Origin of the sequence: Pseudomonas sp. MCal1 (genome assembly GCF_026341415.1) — a bacterium.
In the GTDB taxonomy this organism is placed as follows: domain Bacteria; phylum Pseudomonadota; class Gammaproteobacteria; order Pseudomonadales; family Pseudomonadaceae; genus Aquipseudomonas.
This window is the reverse complement of sequence record NZ_JAKUMP010000006.1, coordinates 219,986-243,369: the sequence shown is the minus strand read 5'-3', so window position 1 is coordinate 243,369 and position 23,384 is coordinate 219,986. Positions and strand designations below refer to the sequence as shown.

The following is a 23,384-nucleotide window of genomic DNA, read 5'->3' as shown; positions in this document are numbered from 1 at the left end:
CCCTCACTTGTGAACAAACAAGCGGGCTTCGATATCACCTCCGTCAAGGCTCCGAATCTTGATCCATTGGTTCGAGAACAAAGAGAGATCTTTGGCATTCGATTTGTGCGCGACCCACCACACTCGTTTTGCATCCAGCCCCCTTATCGAATCATCATCAATCAGCATTGATTGTTGCGGTGCCGGGATCAGCGCCCATCCCGAACGATCCGGATATCCGGAAAGCCGTACACTTGTCATCCCTACAAAAATCTTTGGTGATATGCCCGTTTTGTTGTAGTTCGCGAACGGCAAATACCAATACAGATTGTCAAACACGATCTCGTCGCCTGAACGGCTCTGGGCATTCAAGGCAATCGCCAGTGCCTCCATCCCTGCACTGTTGTTTCGACGCCTGGAGAGGTCTGCCATTCCCTGAAGTTCGCCCAGTAGAAACGCTGCCATGAGCAGCAAGGCAAGTGTCCGTCGACGATGCCACCACTTATCAATAGCCACCGCAACGATCAATGGAATCGCGATAGCTGCAAAGTAAAAGTAGCGGAGGATAAACGCTGGTTTCACCAGGGAAATCGCTAGCAAAAACAGCAATGGAATAAAGAAATATCCCACCAAAAGCCAGGCATACCGTCGTGAGTCACGATGTTGCATCAGTACGGTAAACGCGCAGGCGATGATAAAAACAGACGGCCAGACTCGCCACCATGTCGCCCAGCTTACTGACTCGCTCGTACCGGTTATTTGCCATATGAGGGTAAATACCGATTGCCAGGTGAGCGGCGCTATCCAGCCGAAATCCGGTCGGCTGAGCAGTTGATCAGTCAGTACAGGCAGCCAGGGCACATACAGTAGAACGATCATGCCGTTAGCCAGAATCCAGGCACGCCCCCCAATTGCCTTCTCTTGAAGTTCGGAGCACGTTTTCCACCAGAAAAGCCAATGAATGGCTACGCACAGGAACGCAAAGTAATGCGTATAGAACGCAGCAACCATCAATAAAACATAGGAAATCGCAAACCGTTTTTTTTCGGGTGCCCGTGTCCAACACACCAGAGCCATCGTTGCGCCAATCAGCCAAAACCCCAGCAGGGTGTACATTCGGGCCTCCTGACTGTAGCCGGCGGATAACGGCAGCAACGCCAGCAGCAACGCAGCAATCCAGGTGGCCCGGCGCGTGGAAATCAGGCTCATCAACCTGACACACAACAACAGCGTTCCCACATCCGCCAGCGCACTCATCGCCCGGGCCGGCAGTGCTCCCTCCCCCCACAACATCACCCAGTAATGCAGCAGCACGTAATACAGTGGAGGATGAACATCCAGCGCAGTCAGTGCCAAAATGCGCGCTGGCGTTTCGCGTGCGAGCAACAGACTGTAGGCCTCGTCATACCAGATACTCGGCACATCGATGGCGTAAAACCGCACGATCAGGGCGAGGAATACAACCGCCAGAAGGGCCAGTCTGTCGATCCTCAAGGAAGTGAACCCCGCGGAGGCCGCAACGCTCGCAAGGCTTTTCATGTCTGACGCCCCCGAAACAGCACAAACCGGAAAAAGCAGTACCCCAGCAACAGATTCAACAGCGAAAACACGGACACCGTCGCCAGTCCCGGCAAATTCCGCGCATCACCGAACTCACCTGTGCCATAACTCAAAACGCCCATCACGCTCATGAAGCCCAGATAGGCCAGCACTGACGTTCCAGTCTCGAATGTGTAGAGCGCGTTCATGTAAAACGAGAAGGCGGCGGCGATACAAAACGCGGCGAAGTTACTTGCCGACTGAGTCGCCTGAACGGCGCTGGTCAACACGAAAAAAATCTGCCAGTGAATCAACATGCCGCCGAGGCCGATGGCCGTTTGTGCGGAAAACCCTTTCCACAAGATTCTCATCGCCAATCCTTGCTGTCGCGGCAACCGTCGAGTGCTTCAAGCTAGGGCAGAGCGTGAGCAGGGTCTACTGTCAGAAATTACAGGAGGGGGGTGGTTTCAGACCGACGGTCACCATTGCAGCAAGCGGCCATGGGGCGGCTCTTTCATGACGATGAAACCGTAATCACCGATCAGATAGATGCGGTAATAGAGTCGATCAACCAAGGCTGGAAACCCCTGATAGCCGACGCGGGTGGCGTTGCGCCGCTCGCGCTCGGCAACCACGTTGGTGATGCCGGTCGACGGCAGGTTTTCCGCGAGCATGAAGTAGTCGATATTCAGCAGATAGCGCAGTACCGGTAACTGTTTGAACGTGCCCGTCGCACTTGCCAGCCAGCGATCGGAGTAAGTGACCGACATATAAATCCGTTTGGCGTCGCGCAGTTCGCGATGGGAAGAAATGTCGTGACTGAGGCTGTAGAGAGCACTGTTGGCGAAGGTCTTTTCCATCGTCAGTACTCGCCCGTAAGCGAAGGACAGCGACAACGTGGCCACAAGCGGAATCGCCAACAACAGGGGCAGCCGCGAGTGCAGCGACGTCAATCCGGTACAGGCCAGATAGAACAGCAACATCAGCAGCACGCCGAACCCCATCAGGGTACGCGCACCTTCATTGAAGTCGCGAAACAGCAGCGTCATCCCCGGTACCAGCAGCACAACCAGCGGCAATGCCAGCAGGCAACTGAAGCTCAGGAGCAACCCCTTGGCGCGCGACATGTTGCGCTCACGAATCTGCCGCCCCAACTGCACGCCCCCGAACACGGCACACAGCACCAGCCCGACAAACACCACCGTGTAGCCGCCGTGAAACAACAGCGCGACCTTCTCCATCACCCGACCGATATTGATGCCGATCTGCAGCAGCGGATCAGCGCTCGCGTCAAGCAATTGCGTGCGTGCCGAGTCCGTGAACGGATAAGCCGTGACGCTGTAAATCATCACGGCCAGCAACAGTTGCGCCAGCCGCCAGCCTGACCGGCACCAGAGTTCACCCCACGGCACTCGCCGATGAACATTGCGCAGCAATTCCACGCAGCACAACCCGAGAAACACATTCAGGCTGATCTGATACAACCCGATCGCCAGCGCCAGCAACATCGACGGCACCAGCCAGCGCTGAATGCGTGAAGCGCCGCCAAACGTGATCGCGTAGATCACCGCGACCAGACTCAGCGCCATGCCGGCCCCGTCGTATTGATAGGACAGGTTCTGCAACAGGAACGGGTTGTACCAGAGCGGCAACGGCACCAGACAACAGGCCAGCGTCGGTTCGGGGAAATAGTGGAAGGTCAGCCGGGTCAGCGCGAACGACATGGCCACCGTGGCGAGCAACAGCGGCAACGGGAAAATGTTCGGCGCAGCGCCAGTGAAAGTCAGCGCTTGATAAAACCAGTCCATGAACAACCGCCCCTGCCGCGCCCAGGCATTGCCGGCAGCGAGGGTGCGCCAGTTGTCGTCGATGTAGGGAAAGTCGACGAGGATCAGCGGCAGGATGTACAGCATCGTGGCGAGCAGAAAGAACAACACGACCTGACGGCGGCCGAGTTCTCGTACGAGAAAATCGCTGATCCTCATACCTGCGCCTCTGTTCACGGCTGCGCTGGAAACGACGTAGATAAACCTTCGAACATGACTCTGAATCAGAAGTCGTTTTTTGCGGCGCTTTCAGACCAGCGGCATCACTTCGCCCCATGAAAAAGCCCCGGACTTTCGGCCGGGGCTTTCAGGTTTCAGCGACAACGAATTACGAAGCCGAACGCATCGCGCCCTGTACCGAATCCTTTGGTTGCAACTTGAACACGTAGAACAGAACGGTCAGCAGGACCAGGAACGCCGGGCCTACATACAGCGCCACGCGAGTGTCCGGGAAATACGCCATCAGGCCGACCACCAGCACCAGGAACGCCAGCGCCAGATACGAGCTGACCGGGAACAGCCACATCTTGTACTTGAGACCTGCACGTTCGCTGGCGCTCAGGCCTTTGCGGAATTTCAACTGGGCCAGCAGGATCATCACCCAGGTCCAGATCGCGCCGAAGGTAGCAATCGAAGTCACCCAGACGAAGACCTTTTCCGGCACCAGATAATTCAGCAGCACGCCCAGCAGCAGGGCGAAGATCGAAAGCAGCAATGCCCGACGCGGTACGCCGTTGCCCGAGGTGCGAGCGAAGCCGGCCGGCGCCTGGCCGTTCTGCGCCAGGCTGTAGAGCATGCGCCCGGTACTGAAGATGCCGCCGTTGCACGACGACAGCGCGGCGGTGATCACCACGAAGTTGATGATGCCGGCGGCAGTCTTGATGCCCAGACGTTCAAAGGTCATCACGAACGGACTGCCCTGGGTGCCGATTTCGTTCCACGGATAGATCGACAGAATCACGAACAGTGCGCCGACGTAGAACAGCAGGATGCGCCAGAACACCGAGCCGATCGCATTCGGGATGGTCTTGTGCGGGTTCTTCGCTTCGCCGGCGGTCAGGCCGATCATTTCCACACCGAGGTAGGCGAACATCACCATTTGCAGGGACATCAACACGCCCGTCACGCCGTTGGGCATGAAGCCGCCGTGGGCCCACAGATTGGAAATCCCCAGCGCCACACCGTCGTTGCCGAAGCCGAAAGCGATGATGCCGATGCCGCCGAGCACCATGGCGATGATGGTGACGATCTTGATCAGGGCGAACCAGAACTCGAATTCACCGAAGGCCTTCACCGCGATCAGGTTGATCGAACCCATGCTGACCAGTGCCGCCAGCGCCCAGATCCAGCGCGGCACATCGGGGAACCAGATGCCCATGTACACCGCCACCGCCGTGATTTCGGCGACGCAGGTCACCAGCCACAGGAACCAGTAGTTCCAGCCGGTCAGAAAGCCCGCCAGCGGACCGAGATAATCCTGTGCATAACGGCTGAAAGAACCGGCGACCGGGTTGTGCACGGCCATTTCACCGAGGGCGCGCATGATCACCAGGATCGCCAGACCGCCGATGATGTAAGACAGCATGATCGCCGGGCCGGCCATTTCGATGGCCTTGGCCGAACCGAGAAACAGGCCGACACCGATGCAGGCGCCGAGCGCCATCAGGCGAATATGCCGTTCACCGAGTTCGCGTTTGAGCGGGCCGCCTTGAGCGGTTTCGCCATGGGGCGGGTGATTGCCGACTGGCATGGGGGACTTCCTCGTCTTGTTATTGGATGTGACCACCGAGTGTTCAAGCGTCGGCCGATAAGCCTGCGCCTGGGTCAAAACCGGCCCTGCTTCGTGGGCAGGACCGTCCCGCAGAAGCAACCTGCGGGATCAGCGGGGCGTGCAGTATAAAAAGCTTGCGACAGGTTTTTTCACTCTATAAGGCATCTGATTCAGACGTAAACCTCGTCAAATACGCGGCTTACGAGACAAATCGTCCTGCATTTTGAGGATTATTCACCGCGCAAATGGGCGCCGAGTATTGCACAGCAATGGTGCAGCGTCATGCCGCGACCAAAGTCGCATCGACCTCAAGACCTCTCTGTTCCGGCCCTTTCAGGCTTGCAATCACTTGCCGGAGGGTGGCAGCCGGATTTGCAGATTTGTTCAGGGTGCCCTCTTCACAATTTTTTCACCCACGCCAACCACCGACTAAGCTTCAGACAAGTCCGATCAATCTGCGTGAATGGATCAATCGACTATGGGCGCTTTGTGGCAAACCGATTCGAGTGAAAAAGTGGTTCCGACTGAACGTGTGGATGAAGCGCCTGTCCCTGAAAAACCCCGTCGTAACCGGCATGGGTGGAAGGCTTTCTGGCTCCTGTTGGTGATCATCGCGATTGTCGTGGGTCTGGCTGCGATGAAGGAAATGCGCACCTCGCGATTTCAGTCCCGCGAGCTCAGCCAGTACGCCGCCAAACTCAAGTACGAATTGCAACCGGGCCCCAGCGACGCCATCCGCTATCCGGGCAACGGGCCGTTCGACCTGCGTCTGGGCTACAGCTCGCTGGACGAGTTCCTGCCACGGCTGATCAAGCGCAACTACGTGATCACCGAACAGACGCGTTTCTCCCCGGCCCTGCTCAACTACACCGACAAGGGCCTGTTCGTGCCCTATTCCGAAAAGATCCAGGCCGGGTTGTCGATCACCGATTGCCGCGCCGCACCGCTGTATCAGTACAACTACCCCCAGCAGCTGTATTCGAGTTTCGACACAATCCCGCCGGTGGTAGTCAACAGCCTGTTGTTCATCGAAAACCGCTTTCTGCTCGACCCAAAGCAACCCTTGGCCAACCCGGCGGTGGACTGGCCGCGCTTCGGCATGGCCGCGTGGTCGCAGGTCGCCAAGTTGCTGCACTTGCCGGGGCAGTCGGCCGGTGGCAGTACCCTGGCGACGCAACTTGAGAAATATCGTCATTCGCCCGATGGCCTGACGGTGTCCGGCGCGGAGAAGATCCGCCAGATGATTTCCGCCAGCGTGCGCGCCTACCAGGGCGGCCCGGACACCTTGCAGGCGCGGCAGAACATCATTCGTGATTACCTCAACAGCGTGCCGCTGTCGGCGGTGCCGGGGCATGGCGAAGTACACGGCATGGCCGAGGGCCTGCGGGTCTGGTATGGCGCCGATTTCAACGAGGCCAACCGCAAACTCTCGAGCACTGAAACCGATCCGAAGAGCATGGCGGACAAGGGCCTGGCCCTGCGCGAAATGCTCTCGCTGATGATCGCCCAGCGCCGTCCTTCGCATTACCTGACCAAGGGCCGCGAAGAGCTGGTCGAACTGACCAACAGCCACTTGCGCGTGCTCAAGCAGAACGGTGTGATCGACGCCACTCTCGCCGATGCGGCGCTGGCCAGCACCATCAGCTACCGTGACTGGCAGACCCAGCCGACCATTCAGCCGATCGAAACCAACAAAGGCATCAGCGTCGCCCGCAGCCGGTTGGCGTCGATGCTCAACCGTCCGCTGTACGACCTCGACCGTCTAGACCTGTCCGCTACCAGCACCTTGCAAGGCGAGCTGCAGACCCAGGCCACCGCCTACCTGAAACGACTGGCCGACCCGGCCTACGCCACCGAAGTCGGTCTGATGGGTGAACGCCTGCTGACGCCCACCAGCACCACACAGGTGCGTTACAGCTTCACCCTGTTCGAGCTGACCCCGGACGGCTCGCGCGTGCGGGTGCAGACCGACAGCACCGATCAGCCGTTCGACATCAACGAGGGCAGCAAGCTGGAACTGGGCTCCACCGCCAAGATGCGCGTGCTGACAACCTACCTGCAAATCATCGCGGAGCTGCATGACAAATACGGCGCCATGACCGGGCCGGAACTGAAAAAAATCGACGTGCCGGATCAGGATCGCCTGAGCCGGTGGGTGATCGACTACCTGATCCAGAACAAGGATCACGATCTGTCGAAGCTGCTCGGCGCCGCCCTCGACCGCAAATACTCGGCCAGCCCCGGTGAAGCGTTTTTCACCGGTGGCGGGCTGCATGTGTTCCATAACTTTCGCAAGGAAGACAACGGCCGCATGCCGACCTTGCGCGATGCCCTGCGCGAGTCGATCAACCTGCCGTTCATTCGCCTGATGCGCGATCTGGTGCGCTACACCACCTACTCCGGCCCCAACAACAGCGCCGAACTGCTCAAGGACGACCGCGACCCGCGCCGTCAGGAATACCTCGCCTCGTTCGCCGACCGCGAAGGCACCTCGTTCCTGCTCAAGTTCTGGAAGAAGTACAAGAACAAGGACACCCAGGCCCGCCTCGACACCTTCCTCGACAGCATGCGCCCGACGCCGATCCGCATGGCCGCCGTGCACCGTTACCTGCTGCCCGAAGCCAGCCAGGAAGACTTCAATACTTTTGTGCGCTCGCACCTCAAGGGCGTCAAAATCACCGAAAAACTCACCGACGAACGCCTCGAACGGCTTTATCTGGCCTACGGTCCCGGTACCTATGACCTGCCGGACCAGGGCTTCATCGCCAAGGTCCACCCGCTGGACCTGTGGCTGATCGGCTACCTGCTCAACCACCCGGACGCGACCTGGAGCCAGATCGTCAAGGCCAGTCAGTTCGAGCGTCAGGAAGTCTACAGCTGGCTGTTCAAGAGCAAGCACAAAGGCGCCCGCGACAGTCGGATCCGCACCATGCTGGAAATCGAGGCGTTCCTCGAGATCCATCAGCGCTGGCAGAAAGTCGGCTATCCGTTCGATCACCTGGTGCCGTCACTGGCCACCGCCATCGGCAGCTCCGGCGACCGCCCCGCTGCGCTGGCCGAGCTGATCGGCACCATCCTCAATGACGGCGTGCGCATGCCGACCCTGCGCATCGACAGCCTGCACTTTGCCGCCGGCACGCCTTACGAAACGAAACTGGTCAACGACCCTCATGTCGGTAAACGGGTGATGCCGTCCGAAGTCGCCACGGCAATGCGTGAAGCGTTGTCGCAAGTGGTGGACTCGGGAACGGCCAAACGTGTTTCCGGCAGTTTCAAACTGAACGATGGAACACCGCTGACCATGGGCGGAAAAACCGGTACAGGCGACAACCGAATCGAGGCCATCGGTTCCGGCGGGCGCATTCTGAGTTCCAAGTCGATCAACCGCACCGCGACCTTCGTGTTCTACATCGGCGATCACCATTTCGGCACGCTCACGGCGTTCGTTCCAGGGCGGTCGGCGGAGAGCTTCAAATTCACCTCGGCCCTGCCGGTGCAGGTGCTCAAGGGCATGGCGCCGATCCTGATGCCGTATCTGCAACCCGGCAGCGACTCGCAATGTCGGCCGTCGCCCGTTTCTCAGGTAGCACTGGCGAACCTGCCATCGCTTAACACCGAATGAAGTTGCGGGGGCAATAACTATTTGTTTTATGCATTCCAATATTCAATCGTTCCCCTGTCTGGCTCGCACTCGAGAAACAAACTTTTGAACTAATCCTCCGCATACTTGAACGTTAGGCTCAACATTCCTGACTTATTCAAGGCTGCACCCATGACTGCAAAAACCGAATACAAAGGGCAACATTACGAATTAATCAAATCGCGGATCGATCCGGTTTTTACCGATATGAAACCGCATCACGGCGAAGTATTGAAAAATATAAAACCGCGTCGTGAATACTGGATGCAGCCGCGACTGGCCAGCGTCCATCGCAGTGCCTGGGCAGCCCGCAACGCTGCCGACAAGGCACTGGCCCGACTGAAAGATATTCACGCGTTTGCCGAACCGTTATTGAGGACACGCTTGCGGGAGAAAACCGGCATCGACGTCGATATCAGGAATACATTTCTGATTCTGTATCGCGAAAGCAGATCGCCTTGGTACGTCAGAAATATTTTGAGTGGTTCAACCTCAAGAAAAATTTCATTGCTCGAAGCTGCCCTGAACAACTTCGCCTATAACGAAACTTACGCATCGAATTCCGCGTTCGTCCTCAAAATGCAACTTGTAAACGATCAGTACGACATTTCCCCACTGGATCGACTGATGACCGTGGCCCAATTCCAGACGCTGTGTCGCGAACTGGATATCGGCAGGCTTTATCAGGCACATCTTCAGGAAATGCTGTTGAACGACGACCCGGTAGCGCGCAGTTACGTAAAGACGCAGGTCGTGCAAAGCCAGAAGGCCGCGCTGCGGGTGGCCGCACGCGTGGCGCTGGCAAAGAAAGACATCGACCGTGAAGGTGTGCAGCTGATCCGTGCCCTGCTCGACGGTCGGGTGGCACTCAGGCTCGGCCAGCAGCGGATGCAGGCTTGCGAGCTGACCATCATGGATCTGAAGATGACCGGCATCCTGATTCTGCGCCCCGACCCCGGGTATCCGCTGTCCTCGTCGCGGATCATCGCCTACGTTCCGCACGACCCGGAACATCCGTTGAAAGAATACGCCACCCACCTCGACTTTCTGACCGAGCTGACTCGCCAGTTGCAGAAGAACGACACACTGCCCTCCACCGGAGGCAGCTACTGGCAGTTCTTCAGCCAATTCGTCGATCACAAGGACCGCGGGTATTTCTTTGCCGATCTCAAGCAGCGTCTGCTGCATGTGAAATGGTATCCACACAAACGTGGAGACTCACGTCCTTCCTGGCGCGAAACACCGGTCAGCCATCCCAACCTGCAATACGGTGCGATACCGTTCAGCGGTGCCTTGTGGGCATCGCTCTATCAGCGCCAGCTCGACAAAATCCTCAACGATGCGCGCAACATCGCCGTGCCTACCGCCGATGCGGACGAGAATGCTCGCGCAGACTGGTGGGCGAACGCTTTCGCAATTGTCCAGGACATCCTGAACGTGGCGGTGATGGTGGCTGCACCCTTTGTGCCTGTCGTCGGTCTGGCAATGCTCGGCTACACCGCCTGGCAATTGACCAATGAAGTCATCGAGGGGGCGGTGGATCTGGCACTGGGTCATTGGGAAGAGGCTGCGGAACATGTGGTGGGAGTGGTCAACGACGTCCTGCAACTGGCGGCTTTCGCCAGTGGTGCGGTGGTCGCCAGGCCGTTTCTGCTGAAGTTTTCGCCGCTGATTGAAAACATGAAAGCCGTACGCTCGTTCGATGGCAGCACACGGTTGTGGCACCCGGACCTCCAACCGTACGAGCTGTCGCAACCGGCCTTGCCGGAGGGCGCCAGACCGGATGCCCTGGGTCTGCACCAACATGCCGGCAAGACCATTCTGCCGCTGGAGGGCAGGCACTATTCAGTCAGGTTCGACCGCGAAAGCGGCCAATACCGTGTCGAGCACCCTTCCCGACCGCAGGCTTACTCCCCGCGGCTGAAGCACAACGGAGCGGGGGCCTGGACTCACGAAGCAGAGACCCCGCATGACTGGGATGGCCCGCAACTGATGCGACGTCTGGGGCACTCGGTCGACGTTTACAGTGATGTCGAACTGGAAAGGATACGTCGCATCAGTGGCACGCCGATCGACGCGTTGCGCCGGATGCATGTGGAAAACAGCCCGCCACCGCCCCTGCTCGAGGACACGCTGAACCGCACCCGTATCCGCGAGGAAACAAAAGGGCTCGGCGAGCGCATTCGCAGCGCAGAGCCCCTTCCCCCGGATTCGCACTGGTTTGACCGAATGATCACCGACATGCCTGGCTGGCCAGCCGACAAGGCCGTCAAAGTCTGGCAAAACAATGATCTGACCGGCGCTTACCGGCAATACGGCAACCCCCTTGCGTTTGATCATCAGACGCTGTCCATCGGACTTGACGACGTATTGGACAACCGCTTGCCCGAGCGAGTGGTGGAGTTCCTCGATGACGCCGACATGCAGTCACTGCTGGGCGGGGACTATCCCAAAGCCCGGCGGGCACAGGTCTTGCGCAATCGATTGGCCGACGCCGTGCAAACCCGCGAAAGCGAAATTTTCGACTACCAGTACCGCTTGAGAAACCAGGCCACCGATGCCGGGGCCCAGTTGATCCAGCGCCATTTCCCTCCCTTGTCGGCACGAATCGCCGAATCGCTGACAAACGAGGCGACAGCCGCCGAGCACGGCATCATGAGCGAGCAGCAACACATCCCTTTGCGCCTGAAAAGTCAGGCCCGGGAAACCGCGTTCGAGGTACTCGCCACCCGGGCCAGCGAGGGCTTGCATGATCCGGCATGGCTGGTGCCGGATACCGAACGTCTCACGCTCGGCGCGCTGAGGATCTACACCGACACGTTCTCAGATTTGCGCATAGAGGTTCGCGAAGGCACGCATGACGGCCGGTTGCGAAGCAGCGCCGGCCCGGACGATGCCACAACAGTGCGCAGATTGATCCGGGATGAACACGGTCGTTATGAGGTACGCGACGGTGAGAACAACAAACTGCACGACGCTGCTGACTTCTATGATTCCATACTGGCCGCCCTGCCCGAAGGCAAACGCCGTGCACTGGGCTATCGCACGGGCCAGGGGCAATCGTTCAGACAATGGGTGATGCTCTGCACCGAAACGCCAGCCGAACGCAGGACAATCCTGGCACGCTCCCCGATCCGTCCTGTTATCCCGCTGGAAACCGAGCTGCTGTTGCGCGGACCGAGGCTGTCCAAGGCGCCGCTGACCGTGGAAGAAAAAGTCGGAAATCTCTATCCGCACTTCAGCGAAACAGAAGTGGCGACGTTCGCCCGGTCATTGCAGGCCACCGGCGATGCCCACTGGAAAATCGCGCGGCTTGAAAGTGAACTCACGACGCTGAAGCAAACACTCGACTCTTGGGCATTCAGGTTCCGGAGCCAGGGTGCCCCCGTGGACTTCGAGAACATGGGCGTCCCGCAAACCTGGTGGGAGTATCAACACAAAGGCGGACGCTTCCTTGCAGAGCGTCTGTTGGAGTGCTTCGAACGCAGGTCCGAGGTGTTCCAGGAACGCAGCATCAGCCTTGAGAGCGGCTACGCGCTGGACTTGTCGAAAGAGATGCTGCCCCATGACCTCCAGCAATGGTGGGGGCAATTACCGGACGGCCTCAAACCCTGGCTCGATCAGATCACGACACTGAATCTGGACGGCCAGAGTTTTTCTTTAACGGCCGACGGCTTGCTGAAGGATTTCCCTCAACTGCGTCAATTGAGTGCCAGACACTGCAACCTCAGGACCCTGCCCGCCGGCATCGACCGGATGCAGCGTCTGGAAACCCTGCGTCTGAACAACAACCTGTTGCAGCTGACGCCTGCCAATACTCAGCTTTTGAACACGCTGACGCGCCTGGAAACCCTGAGACTGGACAACAACCCAATCAGCATGCCCCTGTCGGTCGGGCGCATGCCGAGATTGCGGATCCTGAGTCTGATCAATACACAGATCGACAGCTGGCCGCTGGGCCTGTTCGATGTTCCCCGCCCCCGAGGGTTCTTTCTTGATCTGGGCAACAACCCGCTCAGGTACATTCCCGAAGTGCGGCCCGGCTCCGATGAGGCTTACCTGATCGCCCGCACGCGTGTTCGTCTGGAACAAATGGCCAGCCAGGCACGCTCCACTTACGAAAGCTATCGCACGTCCGTGGGTCTGCGTCCGTCACACACTTACGCCACCGTTGCTGAAGACTTGCTGGAGCAATGGCCGATTTCCATGGACACCGAAGTGGCTGATGAAACGCCCGGCATCGGGGCGCTTCGTCCGGAAGCGTGGCATGACCTGGCGAGTGAACCCGGCTCCGACGGCTTCTTCCAGGTGCTGCAGGGTCTGACCCGTTCTGCCGATTACGAACTGGGTGGAGAGACACTGAATCAATTGACCGAGCGTGTCTGGCGAATGATCGACGCCATGAACATCGATACCCGGCTGCGCGAAGAACTGTTCCTGATGTCGACTGCCCCCGAAGGTTGCGAAGACGCCGGCGCCCAGTTGTTCAACAGCATGGGAATACGCGTGCTGGAATCGGAAGCACGCACTTATTCCAGTTCTCCCGATGAGCTTGAACGGCGACTGGTGACACTGGCCAAAGGTGCTGCGCGCCTCAGGCAAGTCAACGAGATTGCCCGGGCCGATATCGCGGCCCGCCAGGGCGCAGCTGACGATGTGGAAGTCCACCTGGCCTATGAAACCGGTCTGGCCAGACGCCTTGAACTGCCCTGGCAATCCGAGGCCATGAAATTCCGTGCGATCGCCGGGGTCACCGACGAAACCATCGATGCGGCCGGCGACAGGATTCTCGATGCCGAGGCCGATGGCGGTCTGGTCGACCAGATGCTCGACCAATTTTTCTGGGATCGTTATTTGCGTGAAACCTGGTCGGGAGAAATCGAAGCCAACGCGCGCGTGTACCAGGAACAGGTCGACCTGCTGATCGATTTGCAGGAAGCCCAGGAACGCTGGAGCGAAGGAAAGGATCGCTCCCCCGAGCTCAGACGCACCCTCAGTGAATTGGCTCAGCGCCTGTCGATCCCGGAGGATCTGCTCTTCACAGAGGAAAAAACCAGTCAGATGACCTTTGACGATTGGCTTGAAAGCATCGGTCGGCAGGAAAAGGCACTGAAACAACGGCTGACCCGCGAGGCCATGGCTCGCGCGGGGATCTGAGCCGCTGCGCAGCCCTTAAGGCAACCGGTCAGGTTGCCTTAAGGGGTGGGCTCAGACTTCCGAATCCCAGATCACTGTGACATTGCCGGCGTAACGCCGGGCCTGGCCGGGCTGCAGCATCTGCTCGACATAGTCCTTGGGTATTTCGAAATGCAGCGTGCCCGGCGCCCGGTCCAGAAACCGGCCCGGCTGAAATCCCGGGACACTCGGACTTGCCGACAACGGCCGATGCCGCACCGGCTGGCCCGCACTGTCAGTGATGCTGTCGGGCAGGCTGACGCTGACGAACACCTGCGCCTGTGTGCTGCCTCCCGCCGAGTCCTGCAACCCGCAAGACTGCGCGCCGCCGTGCTGGCACTCAAGGAACATCTTGAAGCGCGAGGAGGACGAAATGTTGAACGTCTGGTCGCGAAACAACCGTGCCGGTTTTCGCCCCTGTTGCAACCAGGCCTGCCAGCCCCCCTCGGGCACCAGCACGACCTTGTTGCCGCCGGGAGGAATATCGACTTTCAGAACGTGCTGGACATCCAGCACGAACCGGAAAGTCACGGCCGACGCATCCGGCAGCAGATTGTCGCCGGTGTCGATGTCCATGCCTGGCCCGACACCGTAGGCCAACTGACCGGTGTACAGGCCGGCAGACATCGTCAACGGATCCGGCATGTGCAATTCGTAGCCCACGTCCAGATAGCCATAGGACATCCAGGGAATCATGAACGCGGCCCGTTTGGCGCAGATACCTTCGGTCGGCGTCTTCCAGAAGAACTGGAAAAAATCCGGGCCGTGAGACGGCATCGCCCCGGGCCGGCAGGGCAGCGGCGCGACACCCCAACTGGTGCCCCACAACTTGTAGTGCGCCTGCTGATCGTCGGTCTCGCCCGTCAGATTGGCCGCCGTGTCGCTGAGCACATACTGTGAACCGAACCCGCCGATGCGCATGTCCACTGTCGCGGTCTCGCCGGTAAAGACATTGGTGACCATCAGGCTGCGCCACTGCGCCGGCATGTTGAACATCGCGCCGTTGCGCTCGGACGAGCCCGGCTCCAGCGCCTGCACTGAAGCGAATCGCAACGGCAGCCGGACGCCCGATAACGGTTTGCAATCGTTGGGATAAGTGGCGCAGTAACCGCTCTGCGGCGTCTGGTTGATGAAGCTGTTGGTCTGCGGATTGGCGGGATCAGGTACATAGACCGCCCTGATTTCCTGAGTCACCGCGTGCGCTGATGAGCAGATCAACCAGCCGTAGAGACCCGCCTGCCACTTTGCCTTGCCAAATCTGTTGAATGTTCGCAACCCTGAAACCATTACCAGCTCCTTGCTCAGCAAACGGTCTTTTATTGGTTCAACGATCAACCCGTCGGGGCTGCCACATTGAAGATGATGTTGACGGTGCCGTAGTAATCACCCGGCGTATAACCGTTGGCAGGCCCCCGCGGCTCGATTTCCAGCTGCACCCTCTTGCCCGCGACAGCCTCCTCGCGCGACACGACCTGAACCGGAACAGGGTGATGGCTCAACTCCGTACCGTTGAAGTTGATGCGCAGACTGATGTCATCCCGTGAATCCAGGCCGCTGGAGAGAAAGGGAAAGCTTTCGAGGCGGGCTTCGATGGCACTGCTGTCAGTGCGCACATCGAAGTTCTTGCGCAAGCCGCCAAGGGTCGAAGTGGCGATGTCCCAGGGCAGCGTCTGTTGATGGTGTATCCAGTCCGTTTCGCTCGGTATCACATAAAATTCCAGGGTTGGAATATCCACCGAGACTTCAAAAATGTGCTTTTCCTGTGCTGCGAAGGCTTCACCGGCCATCGGCGTCAAAACGCCAACGCACACGGCGATCACCACTTGCTTGATCATGTCGCTTTCCTTTGCATCGATGGAAAATCCGCCTCCCTGGCGGCTGCCCAGCCCGGCAATGATCGCGATCTTTCCTTTATCCGTCCGCAAACGGATACCGATCAGCGACTGCCGCTTGTTACTCTCCCGGGGCCCTCGCGTTGAACACGACCAGTACGTTGCCGAAATAATCTCCCGCCTTGTAACCACCGGCCGGCATGATCGGATCGATCTCCAGCGGCACTCGCTTGCCTATCGCGGCCTCCTCCTTTGACAGCACCTGACGGTACGCCGGAGCGGCACTCAGCTCCACGTTGTTGAAGCGCACCCGCAGATCGATATTCTCGCCGGGCCTGCCCGTCGACAGGTACGGCGCGCTTTCCAGCCGAGCCTCGATGGCGCTGGTGTCATGCCGCACATCGAAGTTCCTGCTGAACCCACCGAGGGTCGAATCCGGGTAGTTCCAGGCCAGAATCTGCGGTCGGTGGATCCAGTCCGGTTCCGACGGCAGGATGTAAAACGGTCGGCTGGGGGATGGTCAGCGTCACTTCGAAATGCAGCGTTTCCCGAGCCGCCGAGACAGCGGTTGCGGTCAACGTGCTGATTGCCGCCAGTACGGCGGCCACACAATACTTGTTCATGTCATTTCCTGCGGGTCAGCGGCTGACGACCTTGAGATCCTGCTTGCGCTCGCCTTCGACGAGCTTGAAGCGATACTCGCGGCCCTTTTCCTTGTCGAAAGCGAACGTGCGGCCGGCCATCACGTGGTGTTTGACGGTCGCGCCGCAGTCGGTTTCCTTTACCAGTGAACAGCTCTTGAACTCGTCGACCACAACCACCGTGTTGCCGTTGTTGCGCACTTCATACCGACTGCCGGTGTCGTTGAGGACCGTGTCGTAGCGAGTGTCTTTCGGCCGTACGAAAAACACCGTGCCGAAACCGGTCATCACGTTGACGCCCGCCGAAAGGGTCTTCTTGTAGTCTTCGCGCTCTTCGCTGGACACCACAAAATCGTCCTCCTTCTCCGGCACCACCGGCACGAAGCGCACACGGAAATAGCGCTCGCGGTCGCGCTCCCCCATATACAGCAGACGCGTGCCCTGCATGCCCTGGGCCGGAATGATCAGGCGTGCCGGGCTGGCCATCAGGCCGTTGCGCGACGCGCCATCAGCGGCGCTCGCAACCGGAACCTCCTGGGGCTGGCCCTGGCCGTCGTAGACGATCTCCAGCACGTTGACCTTGACGAATGCCGTGCTGTCGCCGCTGTTGAACACCCGTTTCAGGTAGGTGCTTTTGTCGCCGTCCAGGTAGTCGTACACCGTGCCCACATTGATTTGCGGTCCGGCCTGGGCCGTGGTCCAGAACACCGCGCACAGCAACAGCAAAAACAGATGTCTCATCCTTTCAACCTCATGAAAATCACAATGCCCCGTTGGCAGATGCTCATACTTCCGAATCGAAAATGATCGTGGCGTTGCCCCACAGCGTGCCGTTCATGCCGGGCTTCAAAAAATCCAGAAACCTGGGAGAGATGAAGAAGCGCAACATGCCTTGTTTGCGATCGACATAACGGCTGGGCTCGAACGGTCCAAGCCAGGTGTTGTAAGTCAGCGTGCCGGACCAGCCATCGGTATTCCCGGGGCCGACAATGCCGGGTGGCATCGTCAGCCGGACCTGGAACTTGGAGAAGCCCACCTGGTTATTGCCTATGTTGCAGTCGGCCCCTCCCAGAGAACTGCACTGCAACATCACCTTGAAACGCGATGAAGCGGACAGGAAAAACGGCTGATTACGGAAGATGTCGGTCGGCCTGCGGCCGCTGTCGATCCACTGTTGCCAGCCGCCTGCCGGCTCCAGCGCAATTTTGTTTCCGCCAGGAGGCAGTTCGACTTTCAGCGTGTGCTGTACGTCCAACACGAAATCCAGAGTCAGATCGCTATCGTCCGGCACCATCGTCGTGCCCATCTGAAAATCACCATCGGGGCCCATGGTGTAGGACAACGACCCGGTGTAGAGCCCGGATGACATACCCAACGGATTGGGCGTTCTCAATTCATAGGCAAAATCGAGGGTGTCGAATGACATCGACGGAATCGTGTACGCGGCGACCTTGGTACAGGCAGCCTCTTCCGGTGCCTTCCAGAAAAACCTGTAGGTTGCCGATGTATATAACCCTACACCGCTGTATTGACACGGAGCCGGAACATAGACCCAACTTCTACTGGTCCAGAGTTGCTGATGTCCCTCCAGGGGGGTCGCCGCGCCTGTCAGTTCGGCCGCCGGATGGCTCAGGACATAGGTGGACCCGATGCCGATGATTCGCACTTCAACGGTTTCGGTTTCCTGCGTATCCCGATTGGTGACGGTCAACCGCCGCCAATTGGCCGGAACCCTCACTCCCAGACTGTCGCCAGGGGCGAAGGGCCGCGTGGACGTGAACCGCACCGGCGTTTGAATACTGAACATATTGTGCGCCGAGCACTGACCCGGATAACTCGCGCAATAGCCACTGTTGGGCGTCTTGTTGACAAAAATGTTCTTGTTTGGCTGCGAGGGGTCTGGCTGGAACAACGCCTTTATTTCATGAGTGGCTGCCTCGGCCGAAAGGCTCAACGCCGTTAGTAAACCCAGCCAGTACTTTGTCGCTTTCATGGCATCAACCCGCCTTCTGTTCGATGGATGCGAGATCGGCGAGAGTGTCGGGCGTGCAGCGCAGGTCACCGATCATCAACACATTGTTTTCGCTGCGGTGATCCTTCTCGTTGAGACGGAACTGGCACAGCAGGTTGTTATCCCGGCGCACTTCCAGCGTCGGGGAGCCAGCATTCATTTCCATCGAGAAGAACCCGTCGACTTCGGTCACTCCGCGACTGGCGTGGTTGATCACGTGATGGCCCCTGAGCGGACGCCCCTGCGCATCCACCAGACGACCGAGGACAGTGAGGGTTTTCATCACCCGGATCTGCCGGTAATCCACGCCGCCCTTGTTCAGGTGATAGCGGGTCCGGGCCGGAGCGATGGTCGCGGCGGGCACATGGTTGCCCTCGAAGTCGAAGCTCACGGAGCTGTTCTGGTACGCCGTCAGCGGAATGAAATTGCGCCCCGGCTTCAATGAAGCACCGCCGCCACTCAGGTCGTCGGCCCGCAGGACAATCCCGTCAATGTCCGATTCCACATCGACGATCATGCCGGCGCCGCGCATCTCGTATTCGCTGGTCATCAGCATTTTCTGCCCGCCCACCACCAGCGTGCTGTCGAGGTTCAGGCCGCCGGTGAACTTGTTGTTATAGGACGAACGCTGAACGAAACCGTCGCCATTGACCGTGTCGGTGCGGAAGTTGGCCAGGCTCGACAGGCCCATGCCGTAGGTATCGCTCAGCGCGGTGACCGATACGTTCTGCAGCACGTGATCCTTGAAGTCCTTGCGCCAGCCCAGAGAGGCATTGTTGTCGCGACCGCCATCACGATCGGTGCGTGAACCGATGCTGCCGGTCAACTGCTGGCCCGGCGCGCCGATGGCGAGGTTCAGGCTGAGATCGACACCCCGGCTGCGATCATTGCCGCTGCTGAAACTGCCGGGACGATCAAACAGCGACAGGCGCCAATTGGCATCGTTGCCGAACAGCACGGCACGGCGGTTCCAGCCCAGATCCACGCCGAAGCCTTCGACGTTGCCTTCACTGTGCGAAACCCGGGCGTTGAGGGAGTTGCGCTGATCGACGCGATGATTGATCGCCAGCGAAGAATTGCTGGTCTGGCCGACGAACACGTTGCGTTGGCGCACACGGGTGCCATCGGGCAGGGTTTCGTAAAGATCGGTGGTGTCCAGCCAACTGCGGGTGTGGCTGAAGATCAGGCTGCCGGAGCCATAGTTGTACAGGCTCTGCAGGTCCAGTCCGGTGCCGTAGTCCCGGGTCTGGTAGACGTTGGCATACAGGCTGAGATGGTTGGCCAGCGTCCAGTCGATGGACGTGCCGTACTGCAGTGTTTCCCGGATCTGGCGTGCCGACAGCCCGAGAATCACCCGCGGGTGCGCCAGGTAATTGATCGAAGCGCCGGCCGTGGGACTGCCGCTGGCCTGTTGATCCCAGTTGCTGAGCAGCTTGCTCTCTTCGCCGGCGAACAGGTTGTAGCGCCAGCGCTCGTCAAGGTTGCGCCAGTTGTTCGGCTTGTAGACCAGCTCCTGGGTGGTGGAGGTGATCTGACCGTCTTCGATCAGCCGCACTTCCACTTCATAGATGCCGCCGGGAAGCGGTCGGGTATCGAGGGTCTGCAATCCGGCCGGCACCGACTGCGTGTTGATCAGCAGGCCGTCGCGGTAAATCTCCACCGAGCCCTGACGGTTGGCGGTGACATAAATCGGATAAACGCTGGGCATCGCGTTGTTGATGGCCAGACTGTCGGAGCTGCCGTACATCACACCGACCGCCGTGTCGGGGCTGGTGCCGAATGTACGCGGCTGACGGGTCAGGCCTTCGGAATTGGGGGTGAAATAACCCAGACGAAAGAAGCTGCCTTGCAGCTCGCGTTGGGTGTAAAGCTCGTGCACGGCGTGGTACAGCTTGTCGTCGGGACCGCCCATGCGCGCCATTTGCATGTTGAACGTCTGGCTCCAGTTACCCAGGCTGCCACTGGCCTCCAGACCATAGCGCCCACCCAGGTCCTGATCCTGGCCACCATTGAGGTTGAGCTGATTGCGCACCATCAGGCCGCTGCTGCCTTCGAGGGGTTGATCGTGAAAACGCTTGGCCTCGAGATCGCGCTCGGCATTGCGGGTGAGGATCGAGACCAGGGAACTTTCGAGGTTGTAATGCACGGCCAGCACATCATTCGGGCACGCACCGGAGCAATCGCCCAATGGCACGCCGGGCTTGAGATAGGCCGCCCACTTTTCCCGTTCAGCCGGGCCGTAGCGGTTTTCGCTGGTATCGGTGAATTCGAGCAAGGTGATGCGGTCATCGCGTGACAGCACGACCAGAGCTTCTCCCAAAGGCTGCTGGTCAAGCTCGACCCGCACGGCCAAGGGCACGTCAAAGAAATGCTCCTCGAAATCCGCTGGCAAACCTTTGGCTTGCGCCAGCAGACTGCGGGGTGTCGAACCCGCGGAAACAGGTGCCGCCGTCGCACCGGCACAAAACAACAGTGCAAGCGCGACCGCGATGGGTGTCATCGGGAACATGAACTCTTACTCTGATTTCGAACAAGTTGAAGTCCGGCGGGACATTGGGGAATGGGTGTCCCGCCGGGAAACGCTACCGAGCGGTCAGCGCAGCTGCCCGATCAGAGCGCAGCGATCGGCGGTACAGCGTCGAAGGTCAGCGCGACAGTACCGGTGTAATCACCCGAGGGGAAAGAGCTGCCTGTGGCGCGGATTTTGATCGGTGCGCGATAGTTCACGTCGGACTCGGACTCACCCACGACCATTTGTGGAGTCAGGGTCAGTACTTTGTTGTTGAACGAAACTTCCAGCGGGATGGTTTCGCTTCCATAGATCAATTGCGGAACACTTTCCAGGCTGGCGTGAACCGAACCGTTGTTGTTGCGCACATCGAAGAAACCATTGATCTCACGCATTTTGCCGGTGCTTGGCTGATAGCTCATGTCCTGGTCTTTGTTGACCAGATCCGCATCAGTTGGCACCACGTAGAAACCATTGGTCGGCACATGGGCGATGAGGCTGATGGAGTGGCGCGCTTCACCGGCAGCAAAGGTCACGGAAGAGCTGAGGGCGAGGGCAGCGAGAGAAGCGGTGATTGCGATTTTCTTGAACATCGATCAGTACCTGTTTTCTTTTTAAGGAATCGAAACATTGAAGTTCAGCTCACAACGGCCGATAAGGCCCGAGACACTGAAGTTCAACTCCGCGGCATGATCAACGCTTGTAGATTAAATGTAAGCAGGCAACTTCCCACGCACTTGTAGTTCAACACCCTTACAACTCGAAAGAAAAAACATCCAAAATCACAAATTCAATAAAGTGACTGTAAGCAATTCCCTACCTACAGTTTCAAGTAAAAAGCATTACAGCACTTTCAACACGACCCAGTCGTACTTTCCTCAAGTTTTAGAATATAAGATCAACGATTAATAGAGTCATAGCTTTAACTTCATGGTTATTTCTGCGTGACCGGTCTTTTTGGCAAAAAAATCATTTGAAACCCTGCTCACGCGCTTCGACCGCTCGTCAGCGGCCATTCCCTTTCGAAGAAAAAGGCCTTGCCCGGCCTGAAAGATATATCTTAAGTTGTATCTAAATACGACGAGAGACGACTGAAATGAGAGACCATCATTCCCCCCACCGCGACCACGGCGACAGCCGTGACGGCTTCGAAAAACGCCACGGCCGCGAGCGCGGCGGTCGCGGCCCGCGGGTTTTCGCTCCCGGTGATCTGAAATTGCTGCTACTGGCACTGATCGCCGAACAGCCGTGCCACGGCTACGACCTGATCCGCCAGATCGAAACCATGTTCGACGGCGCCTACAGCCCCAGCCCCGGCGTGATCTACCCGACCCTGACATTCCTTGAAGAGAGCGAAATGATCACCGGCGACGCCGAGGGCGGCAAAAAGCGCTACGCCGTGACCGATGCCGGCCGGCAATCCCTCAGCGAACAAGCGGTGGCGCTGGACGGCGTGCGCATGCGCATCGACGTCAGCAAGCGCTCGCTACGCGGTCACGACCGGCCGCCGGAAATCCATGAAGCGGTACACAACCTGCGTCATGCCTTGCAGATGCACCACGGGCGCTGGAGCCCGGAAGAAATCCTGCGGGTGCGCGACCTGCTCAACGACACCGCCAAAGCCATCGTCGACGGCCCTGCCGTTCAATCTGCCCCGGAGAAAGCCGAATGACTGAAGTCCAGACCCAAGGCATCCACCGTGTGATGCATGAAATCAAACGCCGCCGGCTCGAGGTTCTGCGGGCGGTCGACCTGACCCCGCGCATGCGCCGCATCACCCTCGGCGGGCCGGAACTGGCCGGGTTCATCAGCCTGGGCACCGACGATCACGTCAAACTGTTGTTCCCGCAGAACGCCGAACAGGCCGCCGCGCTGGAAACCCTGGTGCTCGGCGCCGGCAAGAACGACGTGCCGATGCCACCGATGCGCGACTACACCCCGCGCCGCTACGACCTCGACAAGCTTGAGCTGGACATCGATTTCGTCCTGCACGGCGACGGCCCTGCCTCGACCTGGGCCGAACAGGCCAAACCGGGGCAGTTCCTGCACATTGGCGGCCCGCGTGGCTCGATGATCGTGCCGGACATCTTCGACAGCTACCTGCTGATCGGCGACGAAACCGCCCTGCCCGCCATCGCCCGCCGCCTCGAAGGCCTGGCGGCCAATCGCAAGGCGCTGGTGGTGATCGAAGTGGAGAACGGCAAGGAGCAGCAAACCCTGGAAAGCGCGGCGCAGGTCAATGTGATCTGGGTGTTGCGTGAGGGCGGCAAAGACAATCTGCTGGCCACCATCAAACAATTGCAGGTGCCCAAGGGCAATCTGTATGCGTGGGTGGCGACGGAAACAAAAGTCTCGCGGCAGATCCGCCGGGTACTGCTCGATGAGCACGGGCTGGATGAGCAGTTCGTCAAAGCCGTCGGCTACTGGCGTGCCGAAGGCTCGGAAGAAGAGTGAATACGCG

At 59.1% G+C, this 23,384-nt stretch carries 16 protein-coding genes; 4 read left to right on the top strand and 12 right to left on the bottom strand.

Annotated features, from left to right (window positions below; all coding sequences use genetic code 11):
* Positions 1–3 precede the first annotated feature (3 nt).
* From MKZ87_RS12540 to MKZ87_RS12525, 4 genes are all read right to left on the bottom strand, one after another.
* Complete coding sequence (locus MKZ87_RS12540; RefSeq protein ID WP_266200996.1) at positions 4–1,518, bottom strand: glycosyltransferase family 39 protein; 1,515 nt, start codon at positions 1,516–1,518, stop codon at positions 4–6.
* Entirely contained in the window at positions 1,515–1,889 is a 375-nt protein-coding gene (locus tag MKZ87_RS12535) for a GtrA family protein (RefSeq protein WP_085701731.1), read from the bottom strand. The genes MKZ87_RS12540 and MKZ87_RS12535 overlap by 4 nt, the downstream gene beginning before the upstream one ends.
* A 108-nt stretch (positions 1,890–1,997) precedes the next feature.
* On the bottom strand, positions 1,998–3,503 hold the full coding sequence (locus MKZ87_RS12530; RefSeq protein WP_266200995.1) for a glucosyltransferase domain-containing protein: 1,506 nt from the start codon (positions 3,501–3,503) through the stop codon (positions 1,998–2,000).
* Positions 3,504–3,672: 169 nt separating this feature from the next.
* Positions 3,673–5,094, bottom strand: a complete 1,422-nt coding sequence (locus MKZ87_RS12525; protein WP_234205909.1) for an amino acid permease — start codon at positions 5,092–5,094, stop codon at positions 3,673–3,675.
* A gap of 499 nt (positions 5,095–5,593) precedes the next feature.
* Here MKZ87_RS12525 and MKZ87_RS12520 point away from each other — a divergent pair, with 499 nt between their 5' ends.
* Positions 5,594–8,737: a transglycosylase domain-containing protein gene (locus MKZ87_RS12520; RefSeq protein ID WP_227233429.1), complete on the top strand. Its 3,144-nt coding sequence runs from the start codon at positions 5,594–5,596 to the stop codon at positions 8,735–8,737.
* Between the two features lie 150 nt (positions 8,738–8,887).
* Positions 8,888–13,912, top strand: coding sequence for an NEL-type E3 ubiquitin ligase domain-containing protein (locus tag MKZ87_RS12515; protein WP_266200994.1), 5,025 nt, complete (start codon positions 8,888–8,890; stop codon positions 13,910–13,912).
* Between the two features lie 51 nt (positions 13,913–13,963).
* On the opposite strand, the gene MKZ87_RS12510 is transcribed toward MKZ87_RS12515, so the two are convergent.
* From MKZ87_RS12510 to MKZ87_RS12480, 8 genes are all read right to left on the bottom strand, one after another.
* Complete coding sequence (locus MKZ87_RS12510; RefSeq protein WP_085701736.1) at positions 13,964–15,217, bottom strand: hypothetical protein; 1,254 nt, start codon at positions 15,215–15,217, stop codon at positions 13,964–13,966.
* Between the two features lie 44 nt (positions 15,218–15,261).
* Positions 15,262–15,765: a CS1 type fimbrial major subunit gene (locus MKZ87_RS12505; RefSeq protein WP_266200993.1), complete on the bottom strand. Its 504-nt coding sequence runs from the start codon at positions 15,763–15,765 to the stop codon at positions 15,262–15,264.
* A 118-nt stretch (positions 15,766–15,883) separates the two neighbouring features.
* Entirely contained in the window at positions 15,884–16,162 is a 279-nt protein-coding gene (locus MKZ87_RS28950; RefSeq protein WP_323873472.1) for a hypothetical protein, read from the bottom strand.
* On the bottom strand, positions 16,152–16,385 hold the full coding sequence (locus tag MKZ87_RS28945) for a hypothetical protein (protein WP_323873471.1): 234 nt from the start codon (positions 16,383–16,385) through the stop codon (positions 16,152–16,154). Before MKZ87_RS28945 ends, MKZ87_RS28950 begins: the two co-directional genes overlap by 11 nt.
* A 15-nt stretch (positions 16,386–16,400) precedes the next feature.
* Positions 16,401–17,144 (bottom strand): pilus assembly protein, encoded by a 744-nt coding sequence (locus MKZ87_RS12495; protein ID WP_085701739.1) that lies wholly within the window; start codon positions 17,142–17,144, stop codon positions 16,401–16,403.
* Positions 17,145–17,187: 43 nt separating this feature from the next.
* Positions 17,188–18,396, bottom strand: coding sequence for a hypothetical protein (locus MKZ87_RS12490; protein ID WP_266200992.1), 1,209 nt, complete (start codon positions 18,394–18,396; stop codon positions 17,188–17,190).
* 4 nt (positions 18,397–18,400) lie between these two features.
* On the bottom strand, positions 18,401–20,923 hold the full coding sequence (locus tag MKZ87_RS12485) for a TcfC E-set like domain-containing protein (protein WP_085701741.1): 2,523 nt from the start codon (positions 20,921–20,923) through the stop codon (positions 18,401–18,403).
* A 101-nt stretch (positions 20,924–21,024) separates the two neighbouring features.
* Positions 21,025–21,516 carry a CS1 type fimbrial major subunit gene (locus MKZ87_RS12480; protein WP_085701742.1) on the bottom strand — a complete coding sequence of 164 codons (492 nt, stop codon included), beginning with the start codon at positions 21,514–21,516 and terminating at the stop codon, positions 21,025–21,027.
* Between the two features lie 503 nt (positions 21,517–22,019).
* On the opposite strand from MKZ87_RS12480, the gene MKZ87_RS12475 reads away from it, so the two are divergent.
* Both MKZ87_RS12475 and MKZ87_RS12470 read left to right on the top strand, forming a co-directional pair.
* Positions 22,020–22,595, top strand: a complete 576-nt coding sequence (locus MKZ87_RS12475) for a PadR family transcriptional regulator (RefSeq protein WP_011335784.1) — start codon at positions 22,020–22,022, stop codon at positions 22,593–22,595.
* Positions 22,592–23,377 (top strand): siderophore-interacting protein, encoded by a 786-nt coding sequence (locus MKZ87_RS12470; protein ID WP_085701743.1) that lies wholly within the window; start codon positions 22,592–22,594, stop codon positions 23,375–23,377. The genes MKZ87_RS12475 and MKZ87_RS12470 overlap by 4 nt, the downstream gene beginning before the upstream one ends.
* The last annotated feature ends 7 nt before the right edge of the window (positions 23,378–23,384 follow it).